The organism is Tessaracoccus caeni, assembly GCF_029211185.1.
Taxonomy (GTDB): domain Bacteria; phylum Actinomycetota; class Actinomycetes; order Propionibacteriales; family Propionibacteriaceae; genus Arachnia; species Arachnia caeni.
Genome location: NZ_JARGDO010000018.1, coordinates 1 through 25,477 on the forward strand (window position 1 = coordinate 1; position 25,477 = coordinate 25,477).

Annotated in this window: 28 protein-coding genes and 1 tRNA gene; 14 read left to right on the top strand and 15 right to left on the bottom strand. The window is 67.5% G+C overall.

All coding sequences use genetic code 11. From position 1 onward, the window contains the following. Positions 1 to 174 precede the first annotated feature (174 nt). The gene (locus P0D62_RS14655) at positions 175 to 1,407 is read left to right on the top strand and encodes an FUSC family protein (protein WP_275703298.1); all 1,233 of its coding nucleotides are present in this window, start codon (positions 175 to 177) and stop codon (positions 1,405 to 1,407) included. Between the two features lie 152 nt (positions 1,408 to 1,559). Next, positions 1,560 to 1,633 (top strand) — tRNA-Ile (locus P0D62_RS14660). Position 1,634: 1 nt separating this feature from the next. On the opposite strand, the gene P0D62_RS14665 is transcribed toward P0D62_RS14660, so the two are convergent. Genes P0D62_RS14665 through P0D62_RS14675 form a run of 3 tightly spaced genes read right to left on the bottom strand, consistent with a single transcriptional unit; the run spans position 1,635 to position 4,355 of the window. Next, positions 1,635 to 2,042, bottom strand: a complete 408-nt coding sequence (locus P0D62_RS14665; protein ID WP_275703299.1) for an RbsD/FucU family protein — start codon at positions 2,040 to 2,042, stop codon at positions 1,635 to 1,637. After that, positions 2,036 to 3,067: an aldo/keto reductase gene (locus P0D62_RS14670; RefSeq protein ID WP_275703300.1), complete on the bottom strand. Its 1,032-nt coding sequence runs from the start codon at positions 3,065 to 3,067 to the stop codon at positions 2,036 to 2,038. Before P0D62_RS14670 ends, P0D62_RS14665 begins: the two co-directional genes overlap by 7 nt. After that, positions 3,060 to 4,355 carry an enolase C-terminal domain-like protein gene (locus tag P0D62_RS14675; RefSeq protein WP_275703301.1) on the bottom strand — a complete coding sequence of 432 codons (1,296 nt, stop codon included), beginning with the start codon at positions 4,353 to 4,355 and terminating at the stop codon, positions 3,060 to 3,062. The genes P0D62_RS14670 and P0D62_RS14675 overlap by 8 nt, the downstream gene beginning before the upstream one ends. Positions 4,356 to 4,482: 127 nt before the next feature. On the opposite strand from P0D62_RS14675, the gene P0D62_RS14680 reads away from it, so the two are divergent. Both P0D62_RS14680 and P0D62_RS14685 read left to right on the top strand, forming a co-directional pair. Next, positions 4,483 to 5,337: a fumarylacetoacetate hydrolase family protein gene (locus P0D62_RS14680; protein WP_275703302.1), complete on the top strand. Its 855-nt coding sequence runs from the start codon at positions 4,483 to 4,485 to the stop codon at positions 5,335 to 5,337. Between the two features lie 2 nt (positions 5,338 to 5,339). Continuing rightward, the gene (locus P0D62_RS14685) at positions 5,340 to 6,092 is read left to right on the top strand and encodes an SDR family NAD(P)-dependent oxidoreductase (RefSeq protein WP_275703303.1); all 753 of its coding nucleotides are present in this window, start codon (positions 5,340 to 5,342) and stop codon (positions 6,090 to 6,092) included. Between the two features lie 59 nt (positions 6,093 to 6,151). Here the strand turns inward: P0D62_RS14685 and P0D62_RS14690 are convergent, their stop codons facing one another. From P0D62_RS14690 to P0D62_RS14700, 3 genes are all read right to left on the bottom strand, one after another. Beyond that, on the bottom strand, positions 6,152 to 6,979 hold the full coding sequence (locus P0D62_RS14690) for an amidohydrolase family protein (RefSeq protein WP_275703304.1): 828 nt from the start codon (positions 6,977 to 6,979) through the stop codon (positions 6,152 to 6,154). A gap of 297 nt (positions 6,980 to 7,276) precedes the next feature. Further along, positions 7,277 to 7,549, bottom strand: a complete 273-nt coding sequence (locus tag P0D62_RS14695) for a hypothetical protein (RefSeq protein ID WP_275703305.1) — start codon at positions 7,547 to 7,549, stop codon at positions 7,277 to 7,279. 6 nt (positions 7,550 to 7,555) lie between these two features. Beyond that, a complete protein-coding gene (locus tag P0D62_RS14700; RefSeq protein ID WP_275703306.1) occupies positions 7,556 to 7,789 on the bottom strand; it encodes a hypothetical protein in 234 nt (77 codons plus the stop codon). Positions 7,790 to 8,070: 281 nt separating this feature from the next. Here P0D62_RS14700 and P0D62_RS14705 point away from each other — a divergent pair, with 281 nt between their 5' ends. From P0D62_RS14705 to P0D62_RS14715, 3 genes are all read left to right on the top strand, one after another. Continuing rightward, the gene (locus P0D62_RS14705) at positions 8,071 to 8,724 is read left to right on the top strand and encodes a hypothetical protein (protein ID WP_275703307.1); all 654 of its coding nucleotides are present in this window, start codon (positions 8,071 to 8,073) and stop codon (positions 8,722 to 8,724) included. A 10-nt stretch (positions 8,725 to 8,734) separates the two neighbouring features. Next, positions 8,735 to 9,724: a PASTA domain-containing protein gene (locus P0D62_RS14710; protein WP_275703308.1), complete on the top strand. Its 990-nt coding sequence runs from the start codon at positions 8,735 to 8,737 to the stop codon at positions 9,722 to 9,724. A gap of 124 nt (positions 9,725 to 9,848) precedes the next feature. Further along, positions 9,849 to 10,415: a dihydrofolate reductase family protein gene (locus P0D62_RS14715; protein WP_275703309.1), complete on the top strand. Its 567-nt coding sequence runs from the start codon at positions 9,849 to 9,851 to the stop codon at positions 10,413 to 10,415. 61 nt (positions 10,416 to 10,476) lie between these two features. Here the strand turns inward: P0D62_RS14715 and P0D62_RS14720 are convergent, their stop codons facing one another. From P0D62_RS14720 to P0D62_RS14740, 5 genes are all read right to left on the bottom strand, one after another. Then, on the bottom strand, positions 10,477 to 11,715 hold the full coding sequence (locus P0D62_RS14720) for an MFS transporter (protein WP_275703310.1): 1,239 nt from the start codon (positions 11,713 to 11,715) through the stop codon (positions 10,477 to 10,479). A 412-nt stretch (positions 11,716 to 12,127) separates the two neighbouring features. Continuing rightward, on the bottom strand, positions 12,128 to 13,336 hold the full coding sequence (locus P0D62_RS14725; protein WP_275703311.1) for an ABC transporter permease: 1,209 nt from the start codon (positions 13,334 to 13,336) through the stop codon (positions 12,128 to 12,130). Beyond that, positions 13,333 to 14,202 (bottom strand): ABC transporter ATP-binding protein, encoded by an 870-nt coding sequence (locus tag P0D62_RS14730; protein ID WP_319947012.1) that lies wholly within the window; start codon positions 14,200 to 14,202, stop codon positions 13,333 to 13,335. Before P0D62_RS14730 ends, P0D62_RS14725 begins: the two co-directional genes overlap by 4 nt. Then, positions 14,199 to 15,317, bottom strand: coding sequence for a peptidoglycan-binding protein (locus tag P0D62_RS14735; protein WP_275703312.1), 1,119 nt, complete (start codon positions 15,315 to 15,317; stop codon positions 14,199 to 14,201). Before P0D62_RS14735 ends, P0D62_RS14730 begins: the two co-directional genes overlap by 4 nt. Then, positions 15,314 to 16,000, bottom strand: a complete 687-nt coding sequence (locus tag P0D62_RS14740; RefSeq protein ID WP_275703313.1) for a hypothetical protein — start codon at positions 15,998 to 16,000, stop codon at positions 15,314 to 15,316. The genes P0D62_RS14735 and P0D62_RS14740 overlap by 4 nt, the downstream gene beginning before the upstream one ends. A 172-nt stretch (positions 16,001 to 16,172) precedes the next feature. Here P0D62_RS14740 and P0D62_RS14745 point away from each other — a divergent pair, with 172 nt between their 5' ends. From P0D62_RS14745 to P0D62_RS14765, 5 genes are all read left to right on the top strand, one after another. After that, on the top strand, positions 16,173 to 16,838 hold the full coding sequence (locus P0D62_RS14745) for a response regulator transcription factor (protein WP_275703314.1): 666 nt from the start codon (positions 16,173 to 16,175) through the stop codon (positions 16,836 to 16,838). Continuing rightward, on the top strand, positions 16,835 to 18,130 hold the full coding sequence (locus P0D62_RS14750; protein ID WP_275703315.1) for a sensor histidine kinase: 1,296 nt from the start codon (positions 16,835 to 16,837) through the stop codon (positions 18,128 to 18,130). Before P0D62_RS14745 ends, P0D62_RS14750 begins: the two co-directional genes overlap by 4 nt. Positions 18,131 to 18,299: 169 nt before the next feature. Continuing rightward, the gene (locus tag P0D62_RS14755) at positions 18,300 to 18,611 is read left to right on the top strand and encodes a type II toxin-antitoxin system RelE/ParE family toxin (protein ID WP_275703316.1); all 312 of its coding nucleotides are present in this window, start codon (positions 18,300 to 18,302) and stop codon (positions 18,609 to 18,611) included. Then, on the top strand, positions 18,595 to 18,891 hold the full coding sequence (locus P0D62_RS14760) for an addiction module antidote protein (protein WP_275703317.1): 297 nt from the start codon (positions 18,595 to 18,597) through the stop codon (positions 18,889 to 18,891). Before P0D62_RS14755 ends, P0D62_RS14760 begins: the two co-directional genes overlap by 17 nt. 183 nt (positions 18,892 to 19,074) lie before the next feature. Continuing rightward, positions 19,075 to 19,797 (top strand): class I SAM-dependent methyltransferase, encoded by a 723-nt coding sequence (locus P0D62_RS14765; protein WP_275703318.1) that lies wholly within the window; start codon positions 19,075 to 19,077, stop codon positions 19,795 to 19,797. A gap of 137 nt (positions 19,798 to 19,934) precedes the next feature. Here P0D62_RS14765 and P0D62_RS14770 read toward each other — a convergent pair whose 3' ends face one another. The 3 genes from P0D62_RS14770 to P0D62_RS14780 all read right to left on the bottom strand — a co-directional run bounded on the left by P0D62_RS14770 (position 19,935) and on the right by P0D62_RS14780 (position 23,139). Further along, positions 19,935 to 20,585 (bottom strand): hypothetical protein, encoded by a 651-nt coding sequence (locus P0D62_RS14770; RefSeq protein ID WP_275703319.1) that lies wholly within the window; start codon positions 20,583 to 20,585, stop codon positions 19,935 to 19,937. Positions 20,586 to 20,731: 146 nt separating this feature from the next. Further along, complete coding sequence (locus P0D62_RS14775; RefSeq protein ID WP_275703320.1) at positions 20,732 to 22,672, bottom strand: histidine kinase; 1,941 nt, start codon at positions 22,670 to 22,672, stop codon at positions 20,732 to 20,734. Then, positions 22,669 to 23,139, bottom strand: coding sequence for a hypothetical protein (locus P0D62_RS14780; RefSeq protein ID WP_275703321.1), 471 nt, complete (start codon positions 23,137 to 23,139; stop codon positions 22,669 to 22,671). Before P0D62_RS14780 ends, P0D62_RS14775 begins: the two co-directional genes overlap by 4 nt. 110 nt (positions 23,140 to 23,249) lie before the next feature. Here P0D62_RS14780 and P0D62_RS14785 point away from each other — a divergent pair, with 110 nt between their 5' ends. After that, entirely contained in the window at positions 23,250 to 23,897 is a 648-nt protein-coding gene (locus P0D62_RS14785) for a response regulator (RefSeq protein ID WP_275703322.1), read from the top strand. A 33-nt stretch (positions 23,898 to 23,930) separates the two neighbouring features. On the opposite strand, the gene P0D62_RS14790 is transcribed toward P0D62_RS14785, so the two are convergent. Further along, positions 23,931 to 24,728 (bottom strand): DsbA family protein, encoded by a 798-nt coding sequence (locus tag P0D62_RS14790; protein WP_275703323.1) that lies wholly within the window; start codon positions 24,726 to 24,728, stop codon positions 23,931 to 23,933. Positions 24,729 to 24,930: 202 nt separating this feature from the next. Between P0D62_RS14790 and P0D62_RS14795 the strand changes: the two genes are divergently transcribed. Beyond that, positions 24,931 to 25,440: a flavin reductase gene (locus P0D62_RS14795; RefSeq protein WP_275703324.1), complete on the top strand. Its 510-nt coding sequence runs from the start codon at positions 24,931 to 24,933 to the stop codon at positions 25,438 to 25,440. Positions 25,441 to 25,477: the final 37 nt, after the last annotated feature.

The following is a 25,477-nucleotide window of genomic DNA, read 5'->3' on the forward strand; positions in this document are numbered from 1 at the left end:
GTGTTCGGGGATCAGCGCGGCGAACTGGTCCCATAGCGGGTTCATGATGAAAGATGGCAGTGCAGGCACGAGTACCTCGGGGAAGAAGCGGCGTCAGATACCACCTCTCCTACCGAGACTCGTGCCTACCTGCGGAATCTCTTAGACGGAGCTGCCGGTGGCAGGATGGTATTCGTGCCCGACAACTCGCACCACGGTTTCTCCTGGGTCGCGTCCCGCGACGCCGTCCAGAAGGCGACGCTCCGCGCGTTCGACCTCAGCGAGCGCACCGCGAAGGCCGGATGGCGTCTGAGCGAACGCACGGCAAAGGCGGGCTGGAGGCTCAGCGAGCGCACCGCGCGCGCCGGCTGGCGTTCTCAGGTGAAGCGCGTGCGTCGCTGGCGCTCCCGGCTGTTCATGATTCTGCAGGTCTCGCTTGCCGCCGGCCTCGCGTGGTGGTTCGCGCGCACCGTCGTCGGGCATCCCGCGCCGTTCCTGGCCACGGTCGGCGCGATCGTGTGTCTCGGCGCCTCTTTCGGGCAGCGGCTCGGGCGTGTCGTCGAACTCGCGATCGGCGTCACCATCGGCGTGGGACTCGGGGATCTGTTCCTCAGCGTGGTCGGCACGGGCGTGTGGCAGGTGATGCTGGCGGTGGCCGTCGCGATGTCGGTGAGCACCTGGGTGGACGGCCGAGGCCTGATGGTCACGCAAGCTGCCGTGCAAGCGGCCGCCGTGATGACGGTGATGCCGGGGCAGGGCGCCCAGTTCAATCGCTGGATCGACGCGCTGATCGGCTGTGCCGTCGCGGTGCTCTTCGCCACCGTCGCGCCGCTCACTCCGATCGACAAGCCGAGACTGATCGCCGCCTCCGTGCTGCACAACGCCACCCAGACGTTGCGAGCCCTTTCGTCGGCCATCCGCGCTGGTGATCACGACGCCACCGAGGAGGTGCTCGCCAGGGCACGAGGCACGGAGGATGAACTCCAGCAGCTCTTGGAAGCCGCTCAGGAGGGGGTCGCCGTCGTACGCACCTCGCCGTTCTTGCGCCGTCACAAACAGCAGGCGGTGCAGATCGCCGACCTCACCGTTCCCCTCGACCACTTCATGCGGAACCTCCGGGTGCTCGCGCGGCGCGGTGTGGTGAGCGTCTATCACCACGAGAACGTGCCACCGGAGTACCTGCAACTGATCGACGACCTCGCCCAGCTCACCGACGAATGCGCCGCCGAGCTGTTCGCCCGTCGCATCCCCGCCCGGATGATCGAGCCGCTCACTGAACTCGGCCGACGCTGCTCCGAGGCGCCCGTCTATGCGACGATCTCCCCGACCGTGCTGCTGGCCCAGGTGCGCTCGATGGTGATCGACCTGCTGGAACTCTGCGGCCTCGACCCCGCTGATGCCCGCGAGGCCGTGCCGTACCACGACTGAGCCGCATGGTGGACGGCGGGCGCGACGCCCAGACGTCCTTAACCGCTTGCTAAACCACCGAAGTCGGTGGTTTAGCAAGCGGTTAAGGACGTCAAGACTGCGTGACGGCGGCGCCGGAGGCTGCCACATCTCCGCTAAGCTGGCTCCGCGTCGGGGCGTTAGCTCAGCCGGTTAGAGCAAGGGACTCATAATCCCTGGGTCGCGGGTTCGAGCCCCGCACGCCCCACCTACAGCACGAGGCCCTTGCGCAGCAGCGCATTGCCGTACTTGCGGGTCTCGCCCGTGCGGACCACGAGGAACGCCTTCTCTGCGATGTCGTAGTACTCGAACCGGTCGACGAAGCGGGTGCCCTCCTCCGTGACGCCCGCGGCGTCCATCAGTTCGCGCTGGACGTCGAGCACCGTTCCGTCGGCCGACGTCATCAGGTCGAGTCCAGGGGCGTCGTCGAGCGGGATCACGGTTCGGATCGCGGCCAGCACCTGTGGGGTCGTCGTGCCGGGCAGGGTCACGAGCCGGGTCGCCACCCGGGCGGCAGGGAAGTGGGCGTCGGCGATGACGACGCCGTCAGAGTGGCCCATGGCGTCGAGGTGCCAGAGCAGCTCGCCGGTGAGCAGGGGGTCGATTCCGGTCAGCATGAGGATCCTTTCGGGTCGTCGGCGCGAGGGATCAGGCCGCGATCGGCCAGGTCATGCCACAGCGCGTCCGGGACAGGTTGGGCCATCCAGTCGGCGCTCTGCCGGACCTGCGACGGCCGGCTGCCGCCGACCACCACCGAGCGCACGACCGGCTCGCGCAACGTGAACTGGACGGCCGCCGCCGGCAACGGAACGCCGTGGGCGTCGCACACCGCGACGATCGCCGACAGCCGTTCCCACAGTTCGTCGGGCAGGCGCCCGTACTCGTAGCGGCCGTCGCGTTGGGGGCGCGGGTTGGCGAGCAGCCCCGAGTTGAACACGGACGCCGCGACGACGTCGGTGCCCGTCGCCTGACAGGCCGGCAGGGTGTCCAGCGCTGCTGGCTGTTCGAGCAGCGTGTAGCGGCCGGCGATCATGATGACGTCGAGGTCGGCGCCGTCGACGGCCGCGGTGAGCGCGCTGCTCACCATCGAGCCCACGCCGACGGCGTCCACGAGACGCTCGCCGCGCAGAACCTCGAGGGCTGGCAGCGCTTCGGCGAGCGCGAGGTCGAGGTGGTGACGTTCAGGGTCGTGCAGGTAGGCGATATCGACGCGGTCGAGCCCCATGCGTTCCAGCGAGTCGGCCAGGGAGGTGCGGATGCCGTCCTCGGTGAAGTCCCATACGCGCTGGACGTCGGTGCGCACGTGGAAGTCGTTGGCCAGATCGAGTCCACCGTCGTCGTCGGGGTTCGGCCGGATGAGGCGCCCGACCTTGGTGGACAGCACGTACTCGGCCCGCGGCTTGGTGCGCAGGAACGCGCCGAGCCGCCGCTCGGACAACCCGAGCCCGTAGTGGGGCGCCGTGTCGTAGTAGCGGACGCCGGCGTCCCAGGCGGCGTCCAGGATGGCCCACGCTTCGTCGTCGGTGAGTGGCCGGTGCAGGTTGCCGAGGTTCGCCGCGCCGTAGCCGAGCGGCGTGAGCGGTGGCGTGGCGGCCGGTCGTGCAGCGGCGGCCTGATCGCCATGGGGCCCGGTCTCAGGCATGGACGTGCTCCCCTCGCCACCGGTAGGTCTCGCGACTCTCGGCCTTCATCTCCATGCCGGCGCCCGGCGCGAGCGGCGGATGGTAGGCACCGCCACGGATGTCGGTGGGGACGATGAAGTGCTCATGCAGATGGTCGACGTACTCGATCAGCCGCCCGTCGCGCGTGCCGCTCACCGCGATGAAGTCGAACATGGCCAGGTGCTGCACCGCCTCACACAACCCGACCCCTCCCGCGTGCGGGCACACGGGGACGCCGAACTTGGCCGCCAGCAGCAGGATCGCGATGTTCTCGTTGACCCCCGCGACGCGCACGGCGTCGATCTGCAGGACGCCGATGGCCTCGGCCTGCAACAGCTGCTTGACCATGACCCGGTTGTGAGCGTGCTCGCCGGTCGACACCCGGGTGGGGGCGATGGCCTGCGCGATCTGCCGGTGGCCGAGCACGTCGTCGGGGCTCGTCGGCTCCTCGACCCACGCAAGGTCGAACTCCGCGAGCGCGCCAATCCAGGCGATGGCCTCGTCGGGTTCCCAACGCTGGTTGGCATCGACTGCGATGGCGATGTCCGGACCCACGACCGCCCGGGCGGTGCGCAGCCGGCGGAGGTCGTCGTCGAGATCGGCGCCGACCTTGAGCTTGATCTGGGCGAAGCCGTCGGCCACCGCCTCGCGGCACAGCCGGGTGAGCTTCTCGTCGGAATAGCCGAGCCATCCCGGGCTCGTGGTGTACGCGGGGTACCCGGACGCCAGCAGCGCCTGCTCGCGCTCACGGCGTCCGGGCTCGGCCGTGCGAAGGAGCTCGAGCGCCTCGTCGCGGGTGAGGGCGTTGGTGAGGTAGCGGAAGTCGACGAGGTCGACCAGTTCTTCAGGGGTCAGCCGGGCGAGCAGTTGCCACAGCGGCAGGCCGGCGCGCTTGGCCTTGATGTCCCACAGCGCGTTGATCGCCGCGCCGATGGCCATGTGCATGACGCCCTTCTCGGGGCCGAGCCAGCGCAACTGCGAGTCGCCGGTGAGCCAGCGGTTCGTCTCCCCCATGTCGTCGAGCAACGGCTCAAGTTCGCGTCCGACGAGGTGGCCGGTGAGGACGTCGATCGCGGCCACCTGGACGTCGTTACCCCGGCCGATCGTGAACACGAACGCGTGGCCTTCGATGCCGTCGTCGGCGTCGGTGAGGATGCGCAGGTAGGCGGCCGAGTAATCGGGGTCGGGGTTCATCGCGTCGGAGCCGTCGAGACTCAGTGACGTCGGAAAGCGGATATCGGCGGTGTCGAGCGCGACGATGCGGGTCACGGGCCACTCCTGGGTCGGGCCACGGGTTGGACCTTTCACAGGGTAAACATCGGATGTTTATACTGTCAACGGCCGGTGGGGCGCTCGCGGACGAGCCTCCCGCACCGGCCCCGACCCAAGGAGAAACATGAAGTTCGCGCGTCTCGGCCCGCTCGGGGAAGAGATCCCGGTCGTCCTCGATGGTGACCGTCACCTCGATCTACGGCCGCTCACCGCCGACATCGACGGAGCCTTCCTCGCCGACGACCCGGTCGGACGCACCCGAGCGGCCCTGGCCGAGGGTGTGCTCCCCGAACTGACCCACGCGGATGTCTCGCGCGTCGGCTCTCCGATCGCCCGGCCGAGCGCGGTGATCTGCATCGGTATGAACTACGCGGCGCACGCGGCCGAGTCCGGCTCCGCGCCGCCCGAGGTTCCGATCATGTTCCTCAAGACGCCCAACACCGTGGCGGGTCCCTACGACGATGTCGAGATCCCCCGCGGCAGCGAGAAGACCGACTGGGAGGTGGAACTCGGCGTCGTGATCGGACGCCGGGCGTCGTACCTCGACTCCCCCGCAGAGGCCGGCGCTCACATCGCGGGCTTCGTGCTCGCCAACGACGTCTCCGAGCGTTCGTTCCAGCTGGAGATCTCCGGCGGACAGTGGTCGAAGGGCAAGTGCGCTCCGGGCTTCAACCCCACCGGGCCCTGGCTCGTCACGCCTGACGAGGTCGACCACGCGAATCTGCGGCTGCGGAGCTTCGTCAACGGCGAACCCCGCCAGGACTCCACCACCGACGACCTGATCTTCAGCGTCGAGGAACTGATCTACCGGCTCTCGCAGTACGTCGCCCTCGAACCCGGCGACCTGCTGCTCACCGGTACGCCCCAAGGCGTCGCGCTCTCCGGTCGCTTCCCCTACTTGAAGGACGGCGACGTGGTAGAAGTCGAGATCGACGGCCTCGGCCGCCAGCGCCAGACGTTCCGCGCGTGGAAGGCCTAGCGATGAGCGGCGAGTTCGACGGGCTGGTCGCCATCGTGACCGGTGGGGCGTCCGGCATCGGCGCCGCGATCGCGCGGCATCTGGCTGACGCGGGCGCCGAGGTGGCCGTGCTCGACCTCAACGCGGACGCCGCCGACGACCGCTTCTTCGCCGTCACCACCGACGTCGACGATCGCGCGAGCGTGAACGCCGCGGTGGCGTCCGTCGCCGAACGGTTCGGCCGCATCGACATCGTCGTCAACAACGCGGGCATCGGCTCCGTGGGCGACATCGCGGCCAACGACGACGCCGAATGGGCGCGGGTATTCTCCGTCAACGTCACCAGCATCGCCCGGGTGACCACCGCGGCCCTCCCCTGGCTACGCCGATCGCCGGCGGCCGCCGTGTGCAACACCTCGTCGATCGCCGCCACCGTCGGACTCCAGCAACGCACGCTGTACAGCGCATCGAAGGGCGCCGTGCTGTCGCTCACCCGCGCCATGGCCGCCGACCACCTGCGCGAGGGAATCCGGGTCAACGCCGTCAACCCCGGTACCGCTGACACCCCGTGGGTCGGCCGACTCCTCGCGGCCGCTGCCGATCCGGACGCCGAACGCGCCGCTCTCGAAGCCCGCCAGCCCCACGGACGCCTGGTCTCTCCGGACGAAGTCGCAGCCGCCGTGCGCTACCTCGTCAGCCCGAGTGCCAGTTCGACGACCGGAAGCTACATCGAGGTCGACGGCGGCATGGTGCCGCTGCGGGTCCGTCCGACGTAGAGGTTCACTCTCGGACTCAGAACGACGATGCGTGAGTCTGCTGCTCTCGCGTCGTCTCGTTATGCCAGCTGGTAACTGCGTTCGGCGTTGGTCCAGAAGACCGCGTCGGCGTGGTCCGGGGCCGTTGTGTCGATCCACTGGCGGACGAACTTCTCCCAGTCCGCGTACGGCCACGAGACCGGCCAGTCGCCGCCGAACAGCAGGCGGTCGGGGCCGAACGCATCGAGGGCGGCGTCCAGGAACGGAGTCACACGCTCTGGCGTCCAGCCGTCGCCCGCTTCGGCGGGGAGGCCGGAGAGCTTGCAGGTGACGTGGGGACGCTCGGCCAGGGCGCGGAGGTCGCGAAGCCAGGTCGCGCTCGGCGCGTCTGAGACGTCCGGCTTGCCGAGGTGGTCGAGGACGATCCGAAGTTCGGGAACGGCATCGGCCAGGGCGATCACCTCGGGCAGTTGGTGGTGCCGCACGCACGCGTCGAAGGTGTAGCCGGCTTGGGCCACCAGCCGGGCAGCGGCGACGAAGCCGTCCGAGCTCGCGAACCCCGGAGCCTCGTCCTGGATCAACCGTCGGACGCCGACCACCAGGGGCCGTTCGGCGAGGGCCGCGAGCTCGTCCTGGACGCCGCCCCGGTCCTCCATCGCCAACCGCGCCACGATGCCCCTGACTCCAAGGTCAGGCGCCAGCCCCGACACCCAGTCGACCTCCGCCAGCGAGTCCCCCACCACGCACTCGGCCTGAACGAACACGCACGCCCGCTCGGCCGCGCCCGCCTCGGCTTCGGCGTCCCGTCTCTCCGCCACCCCGAAGCGGCGAGCCAGCCGTCCGTCGAGCCAGTCGTAGCGCAGCACGGACGGATCCCACAGATGAACATGACTATCGAGGACGCGCATGGTGCCATTGTCGCGGCAAACTGGCTGAGCCGCACCGCCTCTGAACATCCGCAGGACGCCGGCACGGCGGGGCGAGTTGAGTGATTCGTCCAGGCGACGCGACACCGCGCATGGGAGGTTAGGGGCCGCGCACCAGCAGTCAGAAGCCCTTCACGCGCCGGAATCCCACGCCAGTACCGCCTTCACCAAGGCCCCCCGCCGCAGCAGCACCCAGCATCGTGCAATAGGCCGCGCCAAGAGGCCGGCTTCACCGCCCGAACCACTCACCGTAGATCGGTCGAGCATCGAGCCTTCCAGTTACGCTGACGCGCTGTAGCGTTGGCGGGCGGCCTCACCGCTGGTGCCGATCGCCTCACCGACCTCACGCCAGGAGAGACGCTGTTCACGGGCTGCCCGCACCGCTTCGGCCAGGTCCTTTTCGGCGGCGTCACGTCGCCACGCGGCGAGCTTGACCGCCATCACAGGCGGTAGGGTTGCATCCTGGTCGCCGGGCTTCGGGTCGTAGTTCTCGAAGGCGTTGGCGAACTCGTCTGTACGAGCCTTGATGTCTTCAATAGAGCGTCGAGTCATGATTGTTCACCTCAAATACTTGGTTCGGGCCGGGCGCATGGCGTGGGCGATGGCGATAACACCGTGCCACTCGATCACACCGACCTCGATGAGGGTGCCGGTTTCATCGGGGCCGATGAACATGGTCATCGAGTCGTCTTGTACGAAGTGGCGGACAGGGAAACGGAGCGCGTGGAGCATCGCTTCATCCTTGACGCCGTGCCGGTTGGCGCTGGCGAGGATGATCGGGTCCGGCTCCATGTCACAAGGTTACTTGCCACAAAGAAACTTGCCAAGCGCTACGTCCGTCGACATACCGTCCGGTGGGGCACTTGCCGGTTCACGAAGGTGTAGCGACGGCGGGGAACGGAAATACTCAAGACGCATGTGCCGGCGCTGTTGGCCGTCACTGCGTCCCAGCCCACACCGCGGGTAAATTAGGGTTCAAGGCAGGATCAGTCCGACGGTGGTGTCGGCTCTACAGGCCGCTGATGATGTTCATTTTTCCCACGGAGGTGAGAGTGTCTGACACACAATGGACCATGGTGATCACGGTTGCCTTCACGATCCTGACCTTCGCGATCAGCGGCATTGTGTGGTCTCTCCGTGGTGAACTCACGGACGCTCCAGAGAACCTTCATCCCTGGCTTCAATGGCTAGTTTCCCGCAGGCGCCCCGCTCGAAGGGCTGTTTTCGCGATATCAGCCTCGGTAGCTGTTCTCAGCACCATCTTCCTGCTCTGGGTGTTCTTCAGAGACACCCACGCCCCATCAGACGGAGCTGACGCACCCACGACCTCGCCAGGCGAGAACCTCCACACGCCATCAGGCAGCACCACTCTCACGCCAAGCCCTGAAAAGGAGACTGTGATGATCGGAGGCGAGATGGTCCCGAAGAAGGTCTACCGCGTCGCATCCGCCGGTTGTGGTGGCGATCGACTTGAGGTTCGGGTTCGCGCCGCAGGATCTGACAGCCTGTCGGTACAACTCAGCCTCGACGACAACTCCCCGTTGGGGCGCTCCGTCCTAGCCCGCGGCGTACAGGAAGGTACTACTCATGCGATCACATCGATTGAGGCGGTGAATGTGACGATCGTCCTGACAGATGGCCACGGCACCCTGTACCTTGAGTCAACACCTGCACCAAAGACCAGTTGCAGTTCTGGGCCTGTCCTGGTCACGATAGGGATGCCTTAAAGGAGACGTGATGAAGCGCACCTTCACCACCATGGTTATAGCCTTGCTTGCGCCGATGCTACTCGTCGTTGGTTGCGCGCCCGATGCCCCTTCCTCGGGCGACTCAAGCAGTCCCGCGAGCAGCAACACTCCGACCCCAACCCAGAAAACCACGACGACCAGCGTCTCACAATCGGAAACTCCGACCACTAGCTCCCCCATACCTTCCGGCGAGATGCCCCCTGTCGTAGGACTCACGGAGGAAGCGGCGAGAATAGCGATCCTCGAGGCCGCCCCAAATGCGTTGATCGACCCCCTATACCGCCAAGATTCGGGCGAGGAGGGGGTAGTTCTCGAGCAAGATCCAGGAGTGGGTCGCGAGATCGGTGTGAAAGTCACGTTGGTGATTTCCGCCGGCAGTATCCCGGTTCCAGACGTCTCGGAAATGACGTTTGCAGAAGCGCGCAAGCTCTTGGAGGAAGCTGGCTTCGCCGTCGAAGAGAACTCGGTCTTCCACCCCGAAGCCCTGGATGGCACCGTGGTTGGGCAACGACCGGCTCCGGGATCACAGAACGAGGCGCGAGTCACCCTGGACGTCGCCCGCAAGGACGCCGCAACCTATCTCTCGGATATGGAACCTGTGGAAGTGGATGGGCTAGAAGTCGAAAGCGATATCGCCCCTACCAATGGCGTGGAGTACACACGGGCGCTCAAACTGAGAAAATCCAGCTGGGGCGAACGTGGATCGATCTCCTACAACCTCGGCCGCGGATACAGCACGTTCGATGTTGTCGTCGGAGTACACGACGAGGCCTCCTCCGACACTCGGGCGTCTATCGAGATACTGGCAGACGAAGAAGGACGTTCTCTCTACTCCACGCAAGACCTCCAGCTCGGTAAGCCAGTGACTATCGAAAAACTCGACGTGGCCGACGTGCTCCGCCTCAAGATACGCGTGACCCTCTCTGGTAAGGACGCAATGTTGGTCCTCGGAGACCCGCGCCTGTCCAATCCCAGGTGAGCGGAATCGGCTTCCTCTGAAACCCAACTCCACGGCTGATGCAGCCCAAACCCGCCCGTACACGAGGGGCTTCCTGCCAGGGTGCACTTAGCCTGGTGAGACAACCCTCAAGGAGAGTAACGAGATGAGACCACTTCGATATTCGATCAATGTCACGCTTGACGGCTGCGTCCATCACGAGGCGGGGGTTCTGCCGAACGAAGAGTCGATGCGCTACTGGACCGACGGGATCGCGCGGGGCGGCGGCCTTCTCTACGGCCGGGTGACCTACGAGATGATGGAATCGGCGTGGCGGAAGCCCGCCACGGGTCCGTGGCCCGACTGGATGGACGAGTGGGACATCCCGTTCGCCGAAGCCATCGACCAGGCGAAAAAGTACGTCGTCTCGCAGACGCTGGACAGCGTCGATTGGAACGCCGAGCTTGTGAACGGAGACCTGGAGCGGGCGGTTCGGCGGCTCAAGGAGGAGCCGGGCGAGGCCTTGCTGACGGGCGGTGTGACGCTCCCCCTGGCATTAGCCGATCTGGGGCTGATCGACGAGTATGAGTTCCTGATGCTTCCCGTACTCGCCGGGCACGGGCCGACGCTGCTCTCCGGTCTGCGCGAACGCATCCCGCTCGAGCTCATGGATCGCCAGGAGTTCCGGTCGGGAGCCGTCCTGCTGCGATACCGGGCTGCGCCGACGCCCTGACGACGTGCAGCGACCGGCCGCGCGTGGGCGAGGTGGCCCACCGGCGCGTCGTCGAGGCGACCTATCCTGACCGGTCCGTTCGCGGCTCAAGTTCGCGGGTGGTGCGGTCGAGCAGGATCACGACGCCGATGGCCACCAGCAGGGCACCCGTCACGATCAACAGCAGTTCCACAGAGATGTAGTCCGCCATCGGGCCGAACAGGAGCATGCCCAGCGGCATCGCGCCGGTGCCGATCATCGTCACCACCGAGAACACGCGCCCCATGAAGCGCTCCTCGACGGCGAGCTGCAGCATCGTGATCGCCGGCGTGTTGAAGGCCGGGATGATCACGCCGCAGAGGAACATCCACACGAGGTAGAGCACGAAGTTGAAAGGAATGCCGAGCAAGATGCCCGTCACGCCGGTGGCCGCGATGGCCACGCCCGTCGTCGTAACCCGGCTTCGGAAGCCTCCCCAACTGCCAATCGCGATACCGCCGAGGAACATGCCGACGGCGAAGGCCACCTCGACGGCCGCCAGATGCCAGGCGTCGTTGGCGAAGGTGCGCGTCACCTGCAGCGGAGTGAGGAACGCCAGCGGGGCGATCATGAAGTTGACCAGCGCGAAGTAGGCCATCAGGCGGCGCACGAAGCGGTGGCCGTTCACGTATTTCACGCCCTCGACGAGGTCCGCCATCCCCGACTGCTCGGCACCGTTCGCGGCGGCTGCATGTGGGGGCACCTTCACCAGCACAAGCAGGATGCCGATGCCGATGATGGCCGTGACGACGTCGATCACCAGCAGCCACTCGATCGAGGCCACGGCGTAGAGCGCACCGGCAACCATGGGAGAAACGAGGTTCACGGCGGACTGGATCGACGCGTTATACCCGTTCACCCGCCCGAGCTGCTCGGTAGGAACGATCTGCGGCAGCAGGGCACCCACCGCCGGGCCTTGGATGCCGCCACCAAGCGCACGCAGCCCCATCGCGATGAAGACGAGCGTGTAACTGCCGTAGCCCAACGCGAAGGCGATGATCAGAGCGAGGGTAGAGAGCGCCACCATCGCGTCCGCGCCGGCGATGAGGTGACGGCGGTTCAGCCGGTCGGCCAGCACCCCACCGAAGGGAGCGAGCAGCATCATCGGGACGAACCCGACGATCACGGCGACGGTCATCATCACACCGGACTGCGTGCCCATCGTGACGTACCAGAGCAGCGCGAACTGGGTGATTCCCGAGCCGAACAGCGAAACCGCCTGGCCTCCGAGGAACAAGGTGGTCAGTCGCACCCAAGAGCGGTCGGTCGGGTTCTCGTTCACGTCAGCAGCCTATGGCACCTTTGCTTCCACGGTCGTCGAGGCGCGAGGCCGCCTGCAGCCGAGCCCCGAGGAGACCCGGCCCGAGAATCCGCAGGAACCCGACCATCAGTCCCCACGCACAGCCGCGCTCTTTTCGAGGCTCCGCTGCGCTCCGCACCTCAAAGAGCGTGACCCCTCTTCACGATCTTCGAGGAGACCCAGCCCGAGAATCCGCAGGAACCCGACCATCAGTCCCCACACACAGTCGCGCTCTTTTCGAGGCTCCGCTGCGCTCCGCACCTCAAAGAGCGTGAATCCAGTTGGCGGCCGGAGGACAGTCCGGGCCGAGGTCACGGTGGCTCTTTTCGAGGCTCCGGCTTGGGGCTCGTTCCTCGCCCTGAGCCTCCACACCTCAAAGAGCGTGGGGACGGGGTCAGGAGGCGCTGCGGAGGGCGACGGTGGGTGAGAGTCTTGACGCCCGTAAGGACGGGTAGACACCGGCCAAGGCACCGACGACGACGGCGACCGGCGGGCTGGCAAGCACCACCCCGAGAGGGATGATGACGGGCTGCTCGTTCAAGACGGCGAAGCCCGCTGCGGCGGCGACCCCGAGCAGCAACCCGACCACCCCACCGATCAGCGCGAGGGCCGCAGCTTCGGTGAGGAACTGCACCGCCACGTGGCCAGGTTTGGCCCCCAGTGAGCGCCGTAACCCGATCTCGCCTCGTCGTTCGAGCACCGTGACGACCATCGTGTTGGCGATACCGACGGCGCCGACCAGCAAGGCGATCCCGGCGAGGGCGACGCCAAGCGTGCTCAGCGAGTCGTCCGCCGTCGTGCGGGCTCCCGCGAGATCGCTCAGTGTGTCGACGCGCACGAACGGCGATCCGGGGCTCGCGGCGCTGCGCAGGGTGTCGCGGATCTCGTCGACTCGTCCTGGAGCCGCCCTGACATAGATCGAGTCGATGTCACCGATCGTCGTTCCCTCGAACGCCTCTCGCACCCAGCGATCGGGAAGGATCGCGGCGGTGTCGATGGACGTGGCGAGGCCCGCCGAGTCGAGGATGCCGATCACGCCGTGCCACTGGCCGGCGATCCAGACGCGATCCCCCGGCGCGCTGACCCCGAGCCGGTCGGCGGCGGTGCGTCCCAGCACTGTGGTCGGGAGGCCGCGACTCGCCTCGTCGAACCAGCGGCCCACGGCCAGACGGGCCTCGATCGCCGAAAACACGTCGGGGCGCGCGACGACGACCTGCAGACCGTTGGTCTCCCGCTCGGGGATGAGGTCGTTGCGATACACGTACGCCCCTTCCGGCGCTGTCTCGAACACCCCGACGTCCGCCACTCCGTCGACGCGTTCCAGGAGAACCGGCGCCTCGTCCGGCAGCGGGATGGGCTGATCGTCCGTGCCGGGCACCGGCGAGACGACGGCGAGGTTGGCGCCCATGCGGTCGAGGTCGGCCAGCAACTGCGCCTGATTCGACGCGGCTACTCCCGTGAGCGCCGCGAGCGACGCGATCCCCAGGGCGACGCCCAACGACGCGAGCGCGGTGCGCAGCGGGCGACTCGTGACCCCGATCCATGCCGTGCGCAGCAGATCGCGCCCCCGCAGACGACTCCGACCAGCAAAACGAGCTCTCATTCGACAACCCCTTTCTCCGCCTGACTCGACGCGCTCATGCCCAGCGAACCGCAACCTCGCCCATCCGCTCGGATCAGCAGTCTCAACGGACTGCCCGGCTGGCCCCTGTCCTCCTGTTCCGCCCCTGAAGTCGTTGGGCACGAACCGCCACCGCTACCTCCCTCAGCTCTGGGCTCGGCATGTACCGCATCGCGGCCGACGATCCGGCCATCCTTGAGGCGAATCCGACGCGGAAACCGATCGGCGAGCAACTGATCGTGGGTGACCAGCACGACGGCGGTTCCCGTCTCGGCGATCCCCGAGAGGAGTTCGACGATCGCGTCGCCCGTCACGGAGTCGAGGGCTCCGGTCGGCTCGTCGGCGAACAGCACGTCCGGCTCGCGGACGAGGGCACGTGCGATCGCGACGCGCTGCTGTTCGCCTCCGGACAGCTCACCCGGCCGGTTGCGGAGCCGGTGCCCCAACCCCACCGCCTGCAGCGCCGCGACTGCTCGCTCTCGTCGCGCGGCCGCCGAGACGCCCGTATAGATCAGCCCGGTGGCGACGTTCTCGACGGCCGAGACGGTCGGCAGCAGATGGAACTGCTGGAACACGAAGCTGATGCGCGTGGCGCGCACCGCCGAGCGCTCGGCCTCGCGCATCTCGTCGAGCGGTTGCCCGTCCACCAAGACGGTGCCCGTGGTGGGGTCGTCCAGGGTGCCGAGGATCGCGAGCAAGGTGCTCTTGCCCGAACCCGAGGCGCCGACGACGGCCAGTTGCTCACCGCGCTCGATACGCAGCGAGGTCTCCTGCAGCGCGATCACCGGCGGCGTTCCGGGGTAGACCTTCGAGGCGGATCGCAGCTCAAGAATCGGAGGACGGCTCATCGCGAGATCACCACCTCGTCGCCGGCTTCCAGCGCGCGTGCGTCGGCCGGAGCACCCTCCACCTCAGGGCCGCTGGCGATCACCTGCACCCTCGCGTCGGCGACCAGACCGATCTCGACCGGCACCCGCACCGTGCCATCGGAGGTGCGCACTTCGACGGCGTACCGGTCCTGGGCGGTCGCGATCAACGCCGTCACCGGCACCACGAGCGTCTCGGCCGCCTCCTCCTCGCTCCGTACTATCACCCGCACTCCGGTGGGGCCCGCCTCGGACACCTCGTCCTGGTCCGGAAACTCGATCCGGGCGGTCGGCGGGGTCGTCTCCCCCTCCTTCTCGGTGGGAGCGCCACCGGGATCGACGGCGGCGAGCTCGTTCTCGAGTTCGGTGCCGTCTGGCAGGATCACCGTCACCGGCGTGCCGGGCCTCAGCTCGCGTGCCTGGGCTGAGGTGAGCTTCGCCGTCGCGTGCAGCTTGGTGGCCGTGTAGGTCAGCGGACTGACGTCCTTCTCCCCCAGCGACGCCGTCACCTGCGCCACGCGGACGCTCCGCGCATCCACGGCGACGACGTCGGCAGGCCGCACCGACCCGGTCACCTCGACCCCCAAGTCCTTCTGCCATCGACGGATCGCGTCGAAGGTCCACCAGGTGAAGCGCTCGTCGGGCTCCTGCACGAAGAACCCGAGCTTGGCCAGGTTCTTCTCCAACTGCAGCACATCGGGGCCGCTCCGCATGCCGCTGGCCAGCTCGCGCCAGAAGGGGCGCTTACCCCTCATCAGGATCACCGGACGACCGTCCGCCTCGTAGACGGACTCCCCCGGCTTGATCACGTCCCCCGCCGCAGGCAGCGCCGTGATGATGCCCGGAGCGGAGCCCAGTTCGGTCGGCTCGCCGTAACCCAACGTGGCGTTGAGCCGAACCTGATCCGTCAGCGCGGCAAACTCGACCGGCACCGTCACGAGGTTCACGGCGGGAACGGCGCCGGCGGGCGCGACGTCCTGCGCCCGCACGTCCCAGGGTTTCACCGCCCAGATCGCGACGCCGGCTGCGGCGGCCAGCACGAGAACCACCGTGAGCGCCACCCATCTCCGCGTCGCGCGCTGTTGACGAGCGCTCACTGGACCGGCGCCTTCATGAACTCCTCGAGCACGTCCCAGGGATCGAACGCGGAGTCGACGGCGTGCATGAGCGCGAGTGGCGTCTGCCCGTCGTAGCAGGCCTCGGCGAGGGCGCGGAACTCGTCTTCGGTCATGTCGTCGGGAATCATGAGGGCGCCCATCTCCTCCGGGTCGGGGAACTCGGGCGCGCCGTTTTCGCGGGCGCATTGCGCGAACGCGAGCGCCGCCTTCCCCTGTTCGGCCTGCATCTTCTGCATCTCGGGATCGTTCTCGGGCTCGTAGGGCGGCTGCTCGAACGTCGGATGCTCCTTCTCGCACGCGGCGTAGGCGTCCTGCGTCTCCGGGTCGTTGGCGAAGTAGTCGGAATTGGCGGCGCCCATCCAGCTGGCGCCGGTCTCGTCGCCCTCCATCACCAGCGCCTCGCCGCTGCCCGAGCCGCTGCTCATCTCAATGGCTTTGCCGGGCTGCTGCTGCGCCGCGTCGCGCACCAGCACTTGGCCGCTCTTGTTGATCTTCGCCTCCACCCCCTTCGACGTGAGGCAGGCCAGGAACAAGGAGGCCGCGTCGGTGCCCTTGTCTTCCGTCTCCGTCTTCGTCGGCTGGGTCGCGGTGCAGGCGCTCAGCGCCAGCACTGCCGCCAGCGCGAGTCCTGCGATGCCGCTCAGCCTGTGTCGATTCGTCATCATCGTCTCCTTACTCGTCGGCCGGCGACGCTGGTCGACGCCGGTGAGGTCAGTTCTACGGAGACGTCGGTTAGCTGGTGGTTGGCGTGCGGCTAACCCGGTTCTAACCTCTGAGCAGGCATGCTGGCGGCATGCGGTGATGCAACCGCCGCGCGCAGGAGGGAGAGCACCGATGCGGGTACTGATCGTCGAGGACGAGGTGGATCTTGCGGAAACGCTCGCGGACGGGCTCCGGGCCGAGGGCTATCTGGTCGACATGGCGCACGACGGCGCCGCGGCGCTGGTGAAGATGGGGCAGGCCGACGTCGACATCATGCTCCTCGATCGCGACCTCCCGATGCTGAGCGGCGACGCCGTCTGCCGGGTGCTGCGCGAGCAGGCCCACCCCGTCCGCATCCTTATGCTCACGGCGTCGGGCAGCCTCGACGACCGGGTCACCGGCCTCGATCTCGGCGCCGACGACTACCTGGCCAAGCCCTTCGCCTACGTCGAGCTGCTGGCCCGGCTGCGGGCACTGGCTCGACGCACGACGGCGACCAGCCAGACCGTGCTCGCGGCCGGTGGCGTCTGCCTGGACACGGTGCGCCACGTTGCGGAGCGCGACGGGCGGCCGCTGTCGCTCACCCCCAAGGAACTCGGCGTGCTCGAGGCGCTGCTGCGCGCATCAGGCGGATACGTGCATGCGGACGAGCTGCTGGACGAGGTATGGGACCACGCGGCCGAGCGATCCCGTTCCGTCGTGAAGTTCACCGTGCACACCCTCCGCCGGAAGCTCGGCGGGCCGGAGATCATCACCACCGGCCCCGGCCTCGGGTACCGGATCGAGGCCGGCGCATGACGGCAGGAGGCACCAGGAGGTGGGGCTTCCGGGCACGCCTCACCGCGCTGATCGCGCTCGTCTTCGTCGCCGGCGGCGCCGTGCTGCTCGGCGTCCAGTACCTGCTCACGCAGCAGCTCTTCGAAGATGCAATGGGCACGATCACCACGTGCGCCACCGACGAGGGGGTCTCGGTGACCACCGGCAGCGCAGATGACGGCCTCACCGGGGAATGCGCCAGCATCATCGAAGCCACGCGGGTGGGGAGGCTCCCCGATGGAGCGGAAGTCGAGATCATTCCCGGCCCCACTAACCCGGACGGCCAGGTGCTCATCGAGCAGACCGCGTTCCTGTCCCGCGAGGTTCTCTCGGGCCTGCTGATCTGGTCGATCGTCACCTTGGTGGCGTTCACCGTCGTCGCGGTGGTTGCTGCGTCATGGCTGTCGAGGCGCTCGTTCGCGCGGATCGGCCAGATCACCGAGACCACCAAACAGATCACCCGCGACGATCTGCACCAGCGGCTCGAGCTGCCGGGGCCGAGCGACGAGATCAAGGAGCTCGGCGACACCATCGACACCATGCTCGACCGGCTCGAGGCCTCCTTCACCCAACAGGAACGCTTCATCCTGAATGCCTCCCACGAGCTGCGCACCCCGCTGACGACTACGCGCGCCGCCCTCGAAGTGCCGTTGACTCAGGGACTCGTACCCGAGCGCCTCGAGCCGTCCATCCGCAAGGCGCTCGCCGCCAACGAACGCAGCGAGACGATCATCGCCGCCCTGCTTGCGCTGGCCCGCGTGAAGACGGTCAGCCTCGACGATGCCCGCCAGCCACTCGATCTGGCAGACCTCGCCCGCCAGGCTGTGGAATCCTGCATCCCCGACGCCGACTCGGAGGGCATCGAGATCACCGCCTCCCTCGCACCCGCTCCGATCAGCGGGATCGACGAGACCATCCTGGCTCTCGCCATCGAGAACCTGATCGGCAACGCCGTCAAGCACAACATCCCGCACGGCAGCGTCGCGGTGACAACGGGCGCGGACGGCGGAGGCTCGTGGATCGAGGTCACCAACACCGGCCACCGCATCTCGGCCGGCGAGGCCAAGCACTTCACCGAGCCGTTCAACCGGGGCGCCGGCACCCGCACCAGCCAAGGCAAACGGGGCCTCGGACTCGGCCTCACTCTCGTCGAGAACGTCGCCACCTCGGTGGGCGCCACGCTCTCGATCACCCCGGGCGCGCTAGGCGGACTCACCGTCCGGCTGTCCTTCACGGGCGCTGGCCACACCGTCGGAGTTTCTGCAAAACCGTAACGTCGACGCCCATAGTTTCTGCAAAACCGTAACCTCGATGGCCATAGTTTCTGAAAATCCGTAACGCGACTCCTACGCCGAGCTGAGTACGGGGCATCTGCGGCACCCCTCAGCGGGACGGAGAACACCACCTATTGATCCACACCAACATGTGAACTACAGTTGACAGATGATCAAGATCGTCAAGAGCGCGACCTTTGATCATTGGCTGCGACTCCTGCGAGACAGAAGGGCCGCTGTTCGTATCTTGGCGAGGATCGACAGGCTCGCCGCAGGAAACCCTGGCGACGTCAAACCCGTCGGCGGCGGGATCTCCGAGTTACGCATCGATCACGGCCCGGGCTACCGGGTCTACTACCTGCAAGACGGCAGACGCTTGATCCTGCTTCTCTGCGGAGGAGACAAATCGAGCCAACGACGCGACATCGAACGCGCGCATCAGATCGCACAAGAATGGAAGCACAATGAACAGCAGCGGTGAGAAGTTCAGCCCCTACGACAGCGCCGACTACCTCCGAGATCTCGACGATGTCGCGGCATACCTTGAAGCTGCCCTTGAGGACGGCGACCCCAGCCTGGTCACCCAGGCCCTCGGCGCGATCGCCCGCTCCGGCAACCTCAGCGAACTGGCGCGCCGCGTAGGAATGAGCCGAGAGGGCCTCTACAAGGCGCTTTCAGCCGACGGAAACCCGAGCTTTGCCACCATCCTCAAGGTAACCAGCGCCCTTGGTCTCAAGCTCCACTTCGAACCCGTGGCTTGAACCGAACTCGAGCGCTGTGTAGGCATACAACAGGGTTGGGCTTTGCAACGCTCTTTCAGCCAACGTCATGACCTGACCGCACCGCCGGTTTCGGCCCGGCAGCGCAATGTAACTGAGTCTGGGTGAAGCCGCGCGTCCCAGGAGATGCCGTGGGGACTTTAGCGGATCGTTTAGCCTGTCGGCATGCCTGACCCCAAGTTCGCCGATCCCCGGCTCGCGCCGCTGTACGACGTGTTCGACTCCGATCGGCGCGACCTCGACGCCTATCTCGCCATGGCCGAGGAGTTCGGGGCTCGCCGTGTTCTCGATGTCGGCTGCGGAACGGGGGTCTTTGCCCTGCTGCTCGCTGATCGCGGATATGAGGTGGTTGGCGTCGATCCGGCGGCGGCCTCCCTCGACGTGGCCCGCGCAAAACCAAGCGCCGACAAGGTGCGATTCCTTTTTGGCAATGCAACGACGCTGCCTCCCCTCCAGGCGGACCTCGCGACCATGACAGGCAACGTCGCGCAGGTCTTCCTCACCGACGACGACTGGGCGGCCACGCTGAACGGCATCCACAGGGCGCTGCACCCCGGCGGACGACTAGTGTTCGAGACACGGGATCCGGGCCGTCGAGCCTGGGAGGACTGGATCCGCGACTGGTCTCCCCAGCGGGTCGCGTTACCCGACGGCACGGTCGTCGAATCCAGCTCGACGGTCACTCGCGTCGAGCCTCCGTTCATCACCTTCGATGCCCGCATCACCCTTTCCGACGGCGCCGTCCTGACTTCCTCGTCGACGTTGCGCTTCCGCGAGCGCGAAGAGATCGAGTCCTCCCTCGCGGAGGCCGGTTTCAGGACCGACGAGGTGCGCGAGGCACCGGATCGCCCGGGCCTCGAGTTCGTCTTCGTCGCGACCCGACTGTAGCGCCCATCCCCCGTCCGCCTACTTCCTGCGTTATGACACCGACTGGGTGTTGTGAGGGCCGTTCGCAGTCACCCGGACGTCGCAGAAGGAGGGCCCCGTTCACAGGGCCCTCCTTTCAGGTCGGGATGGCTGGGGACTCAGGGCTTCAGCTCCGGGATCGGGCATGTGCCGCCGAGCAGGTTCTCGAGCTTGGCACACCCGATATCCCGAAGGGCGTTGTACGCAGCCCTCAGATGCGCGTCATTCGAGTAGCGGTTGTGGATCACCTCGACGCTGGCGACCCGGCTCGCGATCTCCGGAGCAACCTGCGCGGAGTAGTGTTCGCGGCGCTCGTTCGCGTTCCAGAACCAGGCCTTGGCCTCCACTCCCCACTTCTTGGGCTCCGTCACCCCGATGACGCCGCCGCAGTTGTCACGCAGCACCAGCATCACCGTGCCGGTGTAGCCCGTCCCCCAGTAGCTGTTGTAGATGTGGACCGTCGCGCCCACCACGCCAGTGTTGCGATCGAGCGTCCCCCTGGTGTCCATGTGCAACCCACCGGTGAGTGCCCAGTCACGCTTCGCGAAGGACTTGGCGTAGATGTTGCCGGGGGTGCCGACCTGACTGGAGCACGAGGACGCCGCGGCGGTAGCAGGGGTCGCCACGGAGGCAGACCTACGGACGGGTTCCGGGAGGGATCCCCTGCCGTCGCCCGGCAGGGCCTCGGCGGACGTGCCCCCGGCGAGCATGCTGGCGCTGAGAGCAGCAACGAGGGCGAGGCGGGTGAGGGTGGACTTCACGGTGCTCATGATGGGTACTCCTTCGAGCTGTGTCGCCCGGCCGTTCCGGGCTGTGACCTCAGCCTCCCGGCAGCCGCGTCCCGCTAGACAGGGACATTGCCCCGAACGATCGGGGACAACCTCATCAGCCCTTATCAGAAGGGGTTCGACGAGCCTCAGCGAGGCAGAACCACCCGGATCGACGTGCCTTCCGCGCCACTGTCGACGATCAGTTCTCCACCCAGTTCCTCGGCCCGCTGCCGCATCGACTCCATGCCGACGCCGCCGTCGCGCGGGACCGCACCGCCCCGACCGTCGTCGCGCACCTCGGCGACGACCTGAGGCCCCGAGCCGTCGAGCCTCACCCACACGTGCTCGGCGCCGGAGTGCCGCGCCGCGTTGGACAGGGCCTCCGTCACGATCCGAAAGAGGGCGACGTCGACGGCGGCCCCCAGATCATCCAGTTCACCCGCCGTCTCGACAGTGACCAGCGGGACGGGACCGATGGCATCGGCGCGCTGCTTGATCGCCGGCACCAACCCCCGGTCAAGGGCGCCCGGGCGCAGACCATCGACGATCCTGCGCACCTCCTGGGTGCATTCCGTCAAGGTCTCCTGAACCGACGACAGCAGCTCTGGCGCCGCCACCCGCGCGTTGCGGGCAGCGGCGACCTGCATCCTCGCGCCGGCGATCGCCGGGCCGAGTCCGTCGTGCAGATCGCGGCGGATCCGCAACCGTTCGTCCTCGCGACTGCGCACCAGCGACTCCCGTGCCTGCCTCAGCTCCAGCGTGATCCGGTAGGAGCGCGCAGCGATGGCCGCCTGGCCGGCGATGTCACGCAGCAGCTCGGTCTCCCGTGGCGTGAAGGCTTCGCCGAGCCGTCGAGGCGCGACCAACAGCCGCCCCACCTCCTCGCCCTGCGCCCGCATCTCGAACGCCGTCGTCTCCGCCTGAGCACGCCCATCCTCCACCGCGGTCAGCGTCTGACCGGCGCTCCCCCTCACCTCCATCCGCACGAAGGGCACGCGGAGGGTCGAGCCGATCACCGCGACGAGGTCGGCGAGCAAGTCGCCGGGATCGACGGTCGCCTGCATCCGGCGTCCCAAACCCGTGAGCACCTCCATCGGATTGTCGCGGTCGCCGAAGAGCCAGCGATCCACCGCGCGCTGGACCCTGCGTCGCACAGGATCGAAGCCGACCGCCACCGCTGCGGTGCCCAACGCCGAGGCGATCAGCGGCTGCCCCGCCAAAGCGGTGGTGCTGAGCAGCGCGACCGTCCCGCCGAACGCTGCGAAGAGGCATCCCGTCAGCACCACCCAGACGACGGCGCGATTGACCAGCAGGTCGAGGTCGTCGAGATGATGGGTCAGGATGGCCACTCCCATTCCCACCGGCACCGCCAATAGCCCCGGCACCGTCGCGTACGGCACCCCGAGCGCCTCGACGACGATTCCCACCACGATCAGCATGGCAGCCGGCAGCAACGCCCGGAGCTGGCTCCGCTCGGCGACCTCCGAACGACGAGCCCTCCGCACGAGATCCCAGATCGCCGCGGCGCCGGTTGCGACGAGGACGCCGATCGCGATCGCAACCACGATCAGGAGCATTCGGGCAGAGCCGGTGGACGGGCGGGCAAGGCTCAGCAGTCCCGGGGCGAGGCGCGCCGTCAGCGCCAGCCCGATGGCACCGACGAACCCCGCACCGCCAGCCAGGATCACGAGCACCCGTCGCGTCCTCGCGAGGCCCGCACCCTCGGGATAGAAGGGCAGCGTGGCGATGAGCAAGGCCCAGGGCGGCCACCATGCCCACTCAGCGACCCAATGTCCGACGCCGGTAGCCGACCAAGCCGTGCCCGCGATGGCAAGCAGCCCAGCGACGCCGACCATGCCGAGCAGCAGTCCCACCCGGTTGGCGGGGCGGGTGCGCACCAGGAAGAAGCCCACCGGAAGGCAACCCTGCACGAGCACGACGATCGGCACCGTGGTGGGCCCGGTGCCCGAGCTTTGCCGGAGCACCAGGCCGACAAGGGCCACCACGACGAGCACACCGGCGCAGGTGAGAATCGTGGCCGCGGCCCACCTCCCCGCCGTGCCCCGGGGGCTCCCCGTCGAAGTCACCCGAACAGCGAGTGCATCACGTTGTGGAACCAGCTGGACGGATGCGCCTCGTCGTCATGGTCCCCGGTGCGGGCAAACCAGGCCATGAGCGCTCGGAGATCACCCGGCTCCGGGCGGCTCGCCAGCACACTCGCCGGTACTTCCTTGGATTGCGCGGCATACAGACCGAAGATGTGATCGACGATGCCGACGATTCGCGCCTCCACCGCATCCGGTTCGGGCTCTCCGCACACCGCGAACCCCACCAGCTCGTTGTCGATGGCGAGGATGGGGCGAAGCAGCCGTCCCGATTCATCGTAGAAGTCGAGCTCGATGTGCGCGGCCCCGTCGCCCGGATCATGGTCGGGACTCGGGCCGCGGTGAGAGCGCCCATGGGCGATGAGTTCACTCACCCTGCCCGGCTGGCACCAGTCGTCGGTGGTGGCGATGGCGACGATGTAGTCGCTCGGTGAGAGACGCTCAGACATCAGGGCTCCTCTTGGCGTGGCTTCAGGGGATGTCCGCGAGTATGTCAGCATTCCCGGTTCGGAGGCAGCACAATGGGTTCTTTAGGTCGTCTTCAAGGAGGAGCGGACGCGTGGGCGGCGAAGCGAAGGCGCTGGTTCTGGTGGTGGACGACCACCCCGTCGTCCGTCGTGGCCTCACCGCTCTCCTCCTCGCGGAGCCCTGGGTCGACCGCGTGCTCGAAGCCGACTCACTCGCCCGTGCCGAGGAACTCGCGGCGGCGCATCCCGTGAGCATCGCCGTCGTGGACGTCGGCCTGCCCGATGGCGACGGCATCGATCTGACACGACGACTCCGGGCGCTTCGGCCTGAGGTCTCCGTCCTGGTGCTGACCATGACCGCCGACGCCGACCTCGCCCGCGCGGCCCTCGCCGCCGGGGGTTCCGGCTTCCTCGTGAAGGAGACCGACCCTGACATCCTGCTCGGCGCCATCCGCACCGTGCGCGACGGCGGCTTGGTCGTCGGCCCTCATCTGCCCGACGCCCGTCAGGTGATCGCGGAACCCGTGGGCGACGTGCCCCGTCCCTTCGACCGGCTGACGCCACGCGAGCTGCAGCTCGTGCGCCTGGTGGCATCCGGTGCCGCGAACGCGCAGATCGCCCGTCGTCTGTCCATCACGGACAAGACCGTCCGCAATCAGCTATCGAACGTGCTGGTCAAGGTCGGTGCCGCTGACCGCGTCCAGCTCGCGCTCTTGGCCCGAGACCATGGGTTGAGCTGACCTGCGACAGCCGCGGGAGCTGCCGGAACAGGCTCAGCCGTTGGCCTCTTCGATCGCGTTCAGCAGATCATCGGCGGTCGGCTCGATGAGCACTTCCTTCTTCTCCTCGTCGTAGAAGACCAGCTTCTTGCCGTTCACCATGTAGGTGGGCGTGCTGCCGATCTTGTTGTCATACCACCGGTCGCCCGACTTCTTGACGAAGTCGGCGAAGGCCAAGGTGTCGTAGAGGTTCTGGAAGGTCGTGAGATCGTCGCCCTCGATGCCGGCCAGGGCCGGGAAGTCGACGCGAAGCTGCTGGTCGGTGTAGCCGACGCCCTCCTGCGGCTGGTTGGCGTAAACCGCGTTGTGGAACTCGCGGAACTTGCCCACCGCGTCCGCAGCATTGCCCGCCATGGCCGCACGGGCGGAGGAATCGTTGCCCAGGCCACCGTCAAGGAAGGTGGCCATCGAGTACTCGACGGTGATCTTGCCCTCATCGACGAGCTGATCCACGATCGGGCCATAGGTCTGCGTGTAGTAGGCGCAGGCCGGGCACTGGAAGTCCTCGTAGATCAACAGGTGCGGCGCGTCTTCGGCAGGCTGCTCACCCTGGCTGACCAGGTTGATGCCGCCTTCCGCCGTGGCGTTCGGGGGCGTCTGTTGCTCCCCCGCCACCACCTCCGCCTTCTTGCCGAGCGTCTGCACGATGACGACAATGAGCACCACCACGACGGCCAGCGCCACCGCACCGAGGCCGAAGCCGATGATGCGCGTGGTGCGCTTCTTGCGCTCCTCCATCTCCTGCTGCTGACGCAGGGCTGCGCGCCTACTCGCTCCCGAGTTGTTTGCCATGCCGATGGCCCCTCTCTTCACGCCTCCTGAGCCTACCGTCGCGATGAGAAACTCACACTCAACCAGCTAGAGACCGGTTCTACCCTCGATATGACGCGTGAGTGTGAGTTTCTCATCGTCAGAGCACTGCTAGCTAGGACCTGTTGCGGAAGTGATGGCAATTTTCCACTTTCGCAACAGGCCCAAGGGGCAGACTTGAGTCATGACCATCCACCACGAACACCCCTTCCTCCCGCCGCCCGGGCAGCGCGAGCCCGCGCGGCGCCTCCGCAGTCTCCTGCCGTCGCCGGTGAGCGTCTGGGCCAGCGGTTCGGGGACGCACCGCGACGGCTGGACCATCTCGTCGATGCTGGTGGCCAACGGCGAACCCGCCGAACTCGTCGCCCTCATCGACGAGGACTGCGACTGGTGGGATCTCTTCCAGCAGACCGGTCTCGCCACCGTGAACGTGCTTGGTCCCGGACAGGGCCCGGTGTCCGACGCCTTCGCCCGCCTCACCCCGTCGCCCGGAGGCCCGTTCCGCACCGGTACGTGGTCGGACACCGAGCACGGGCCAAAGCTCGCCGGCGCCGCCGCATGGGCGGGCGTCAGCCTGATCACCAAGGATCCCGAGCATTCCGGCTGGGGCCTGCTGGTACGCGTTCGACTCGACTGGATCGAGGTGGCCGACGGCGTCCCAGCCCTGGAGCATCGCAGCGGCCGCTACCTATGAGAACGACGCCCCCGGTGAGCCCAGCCCGACGATAGGG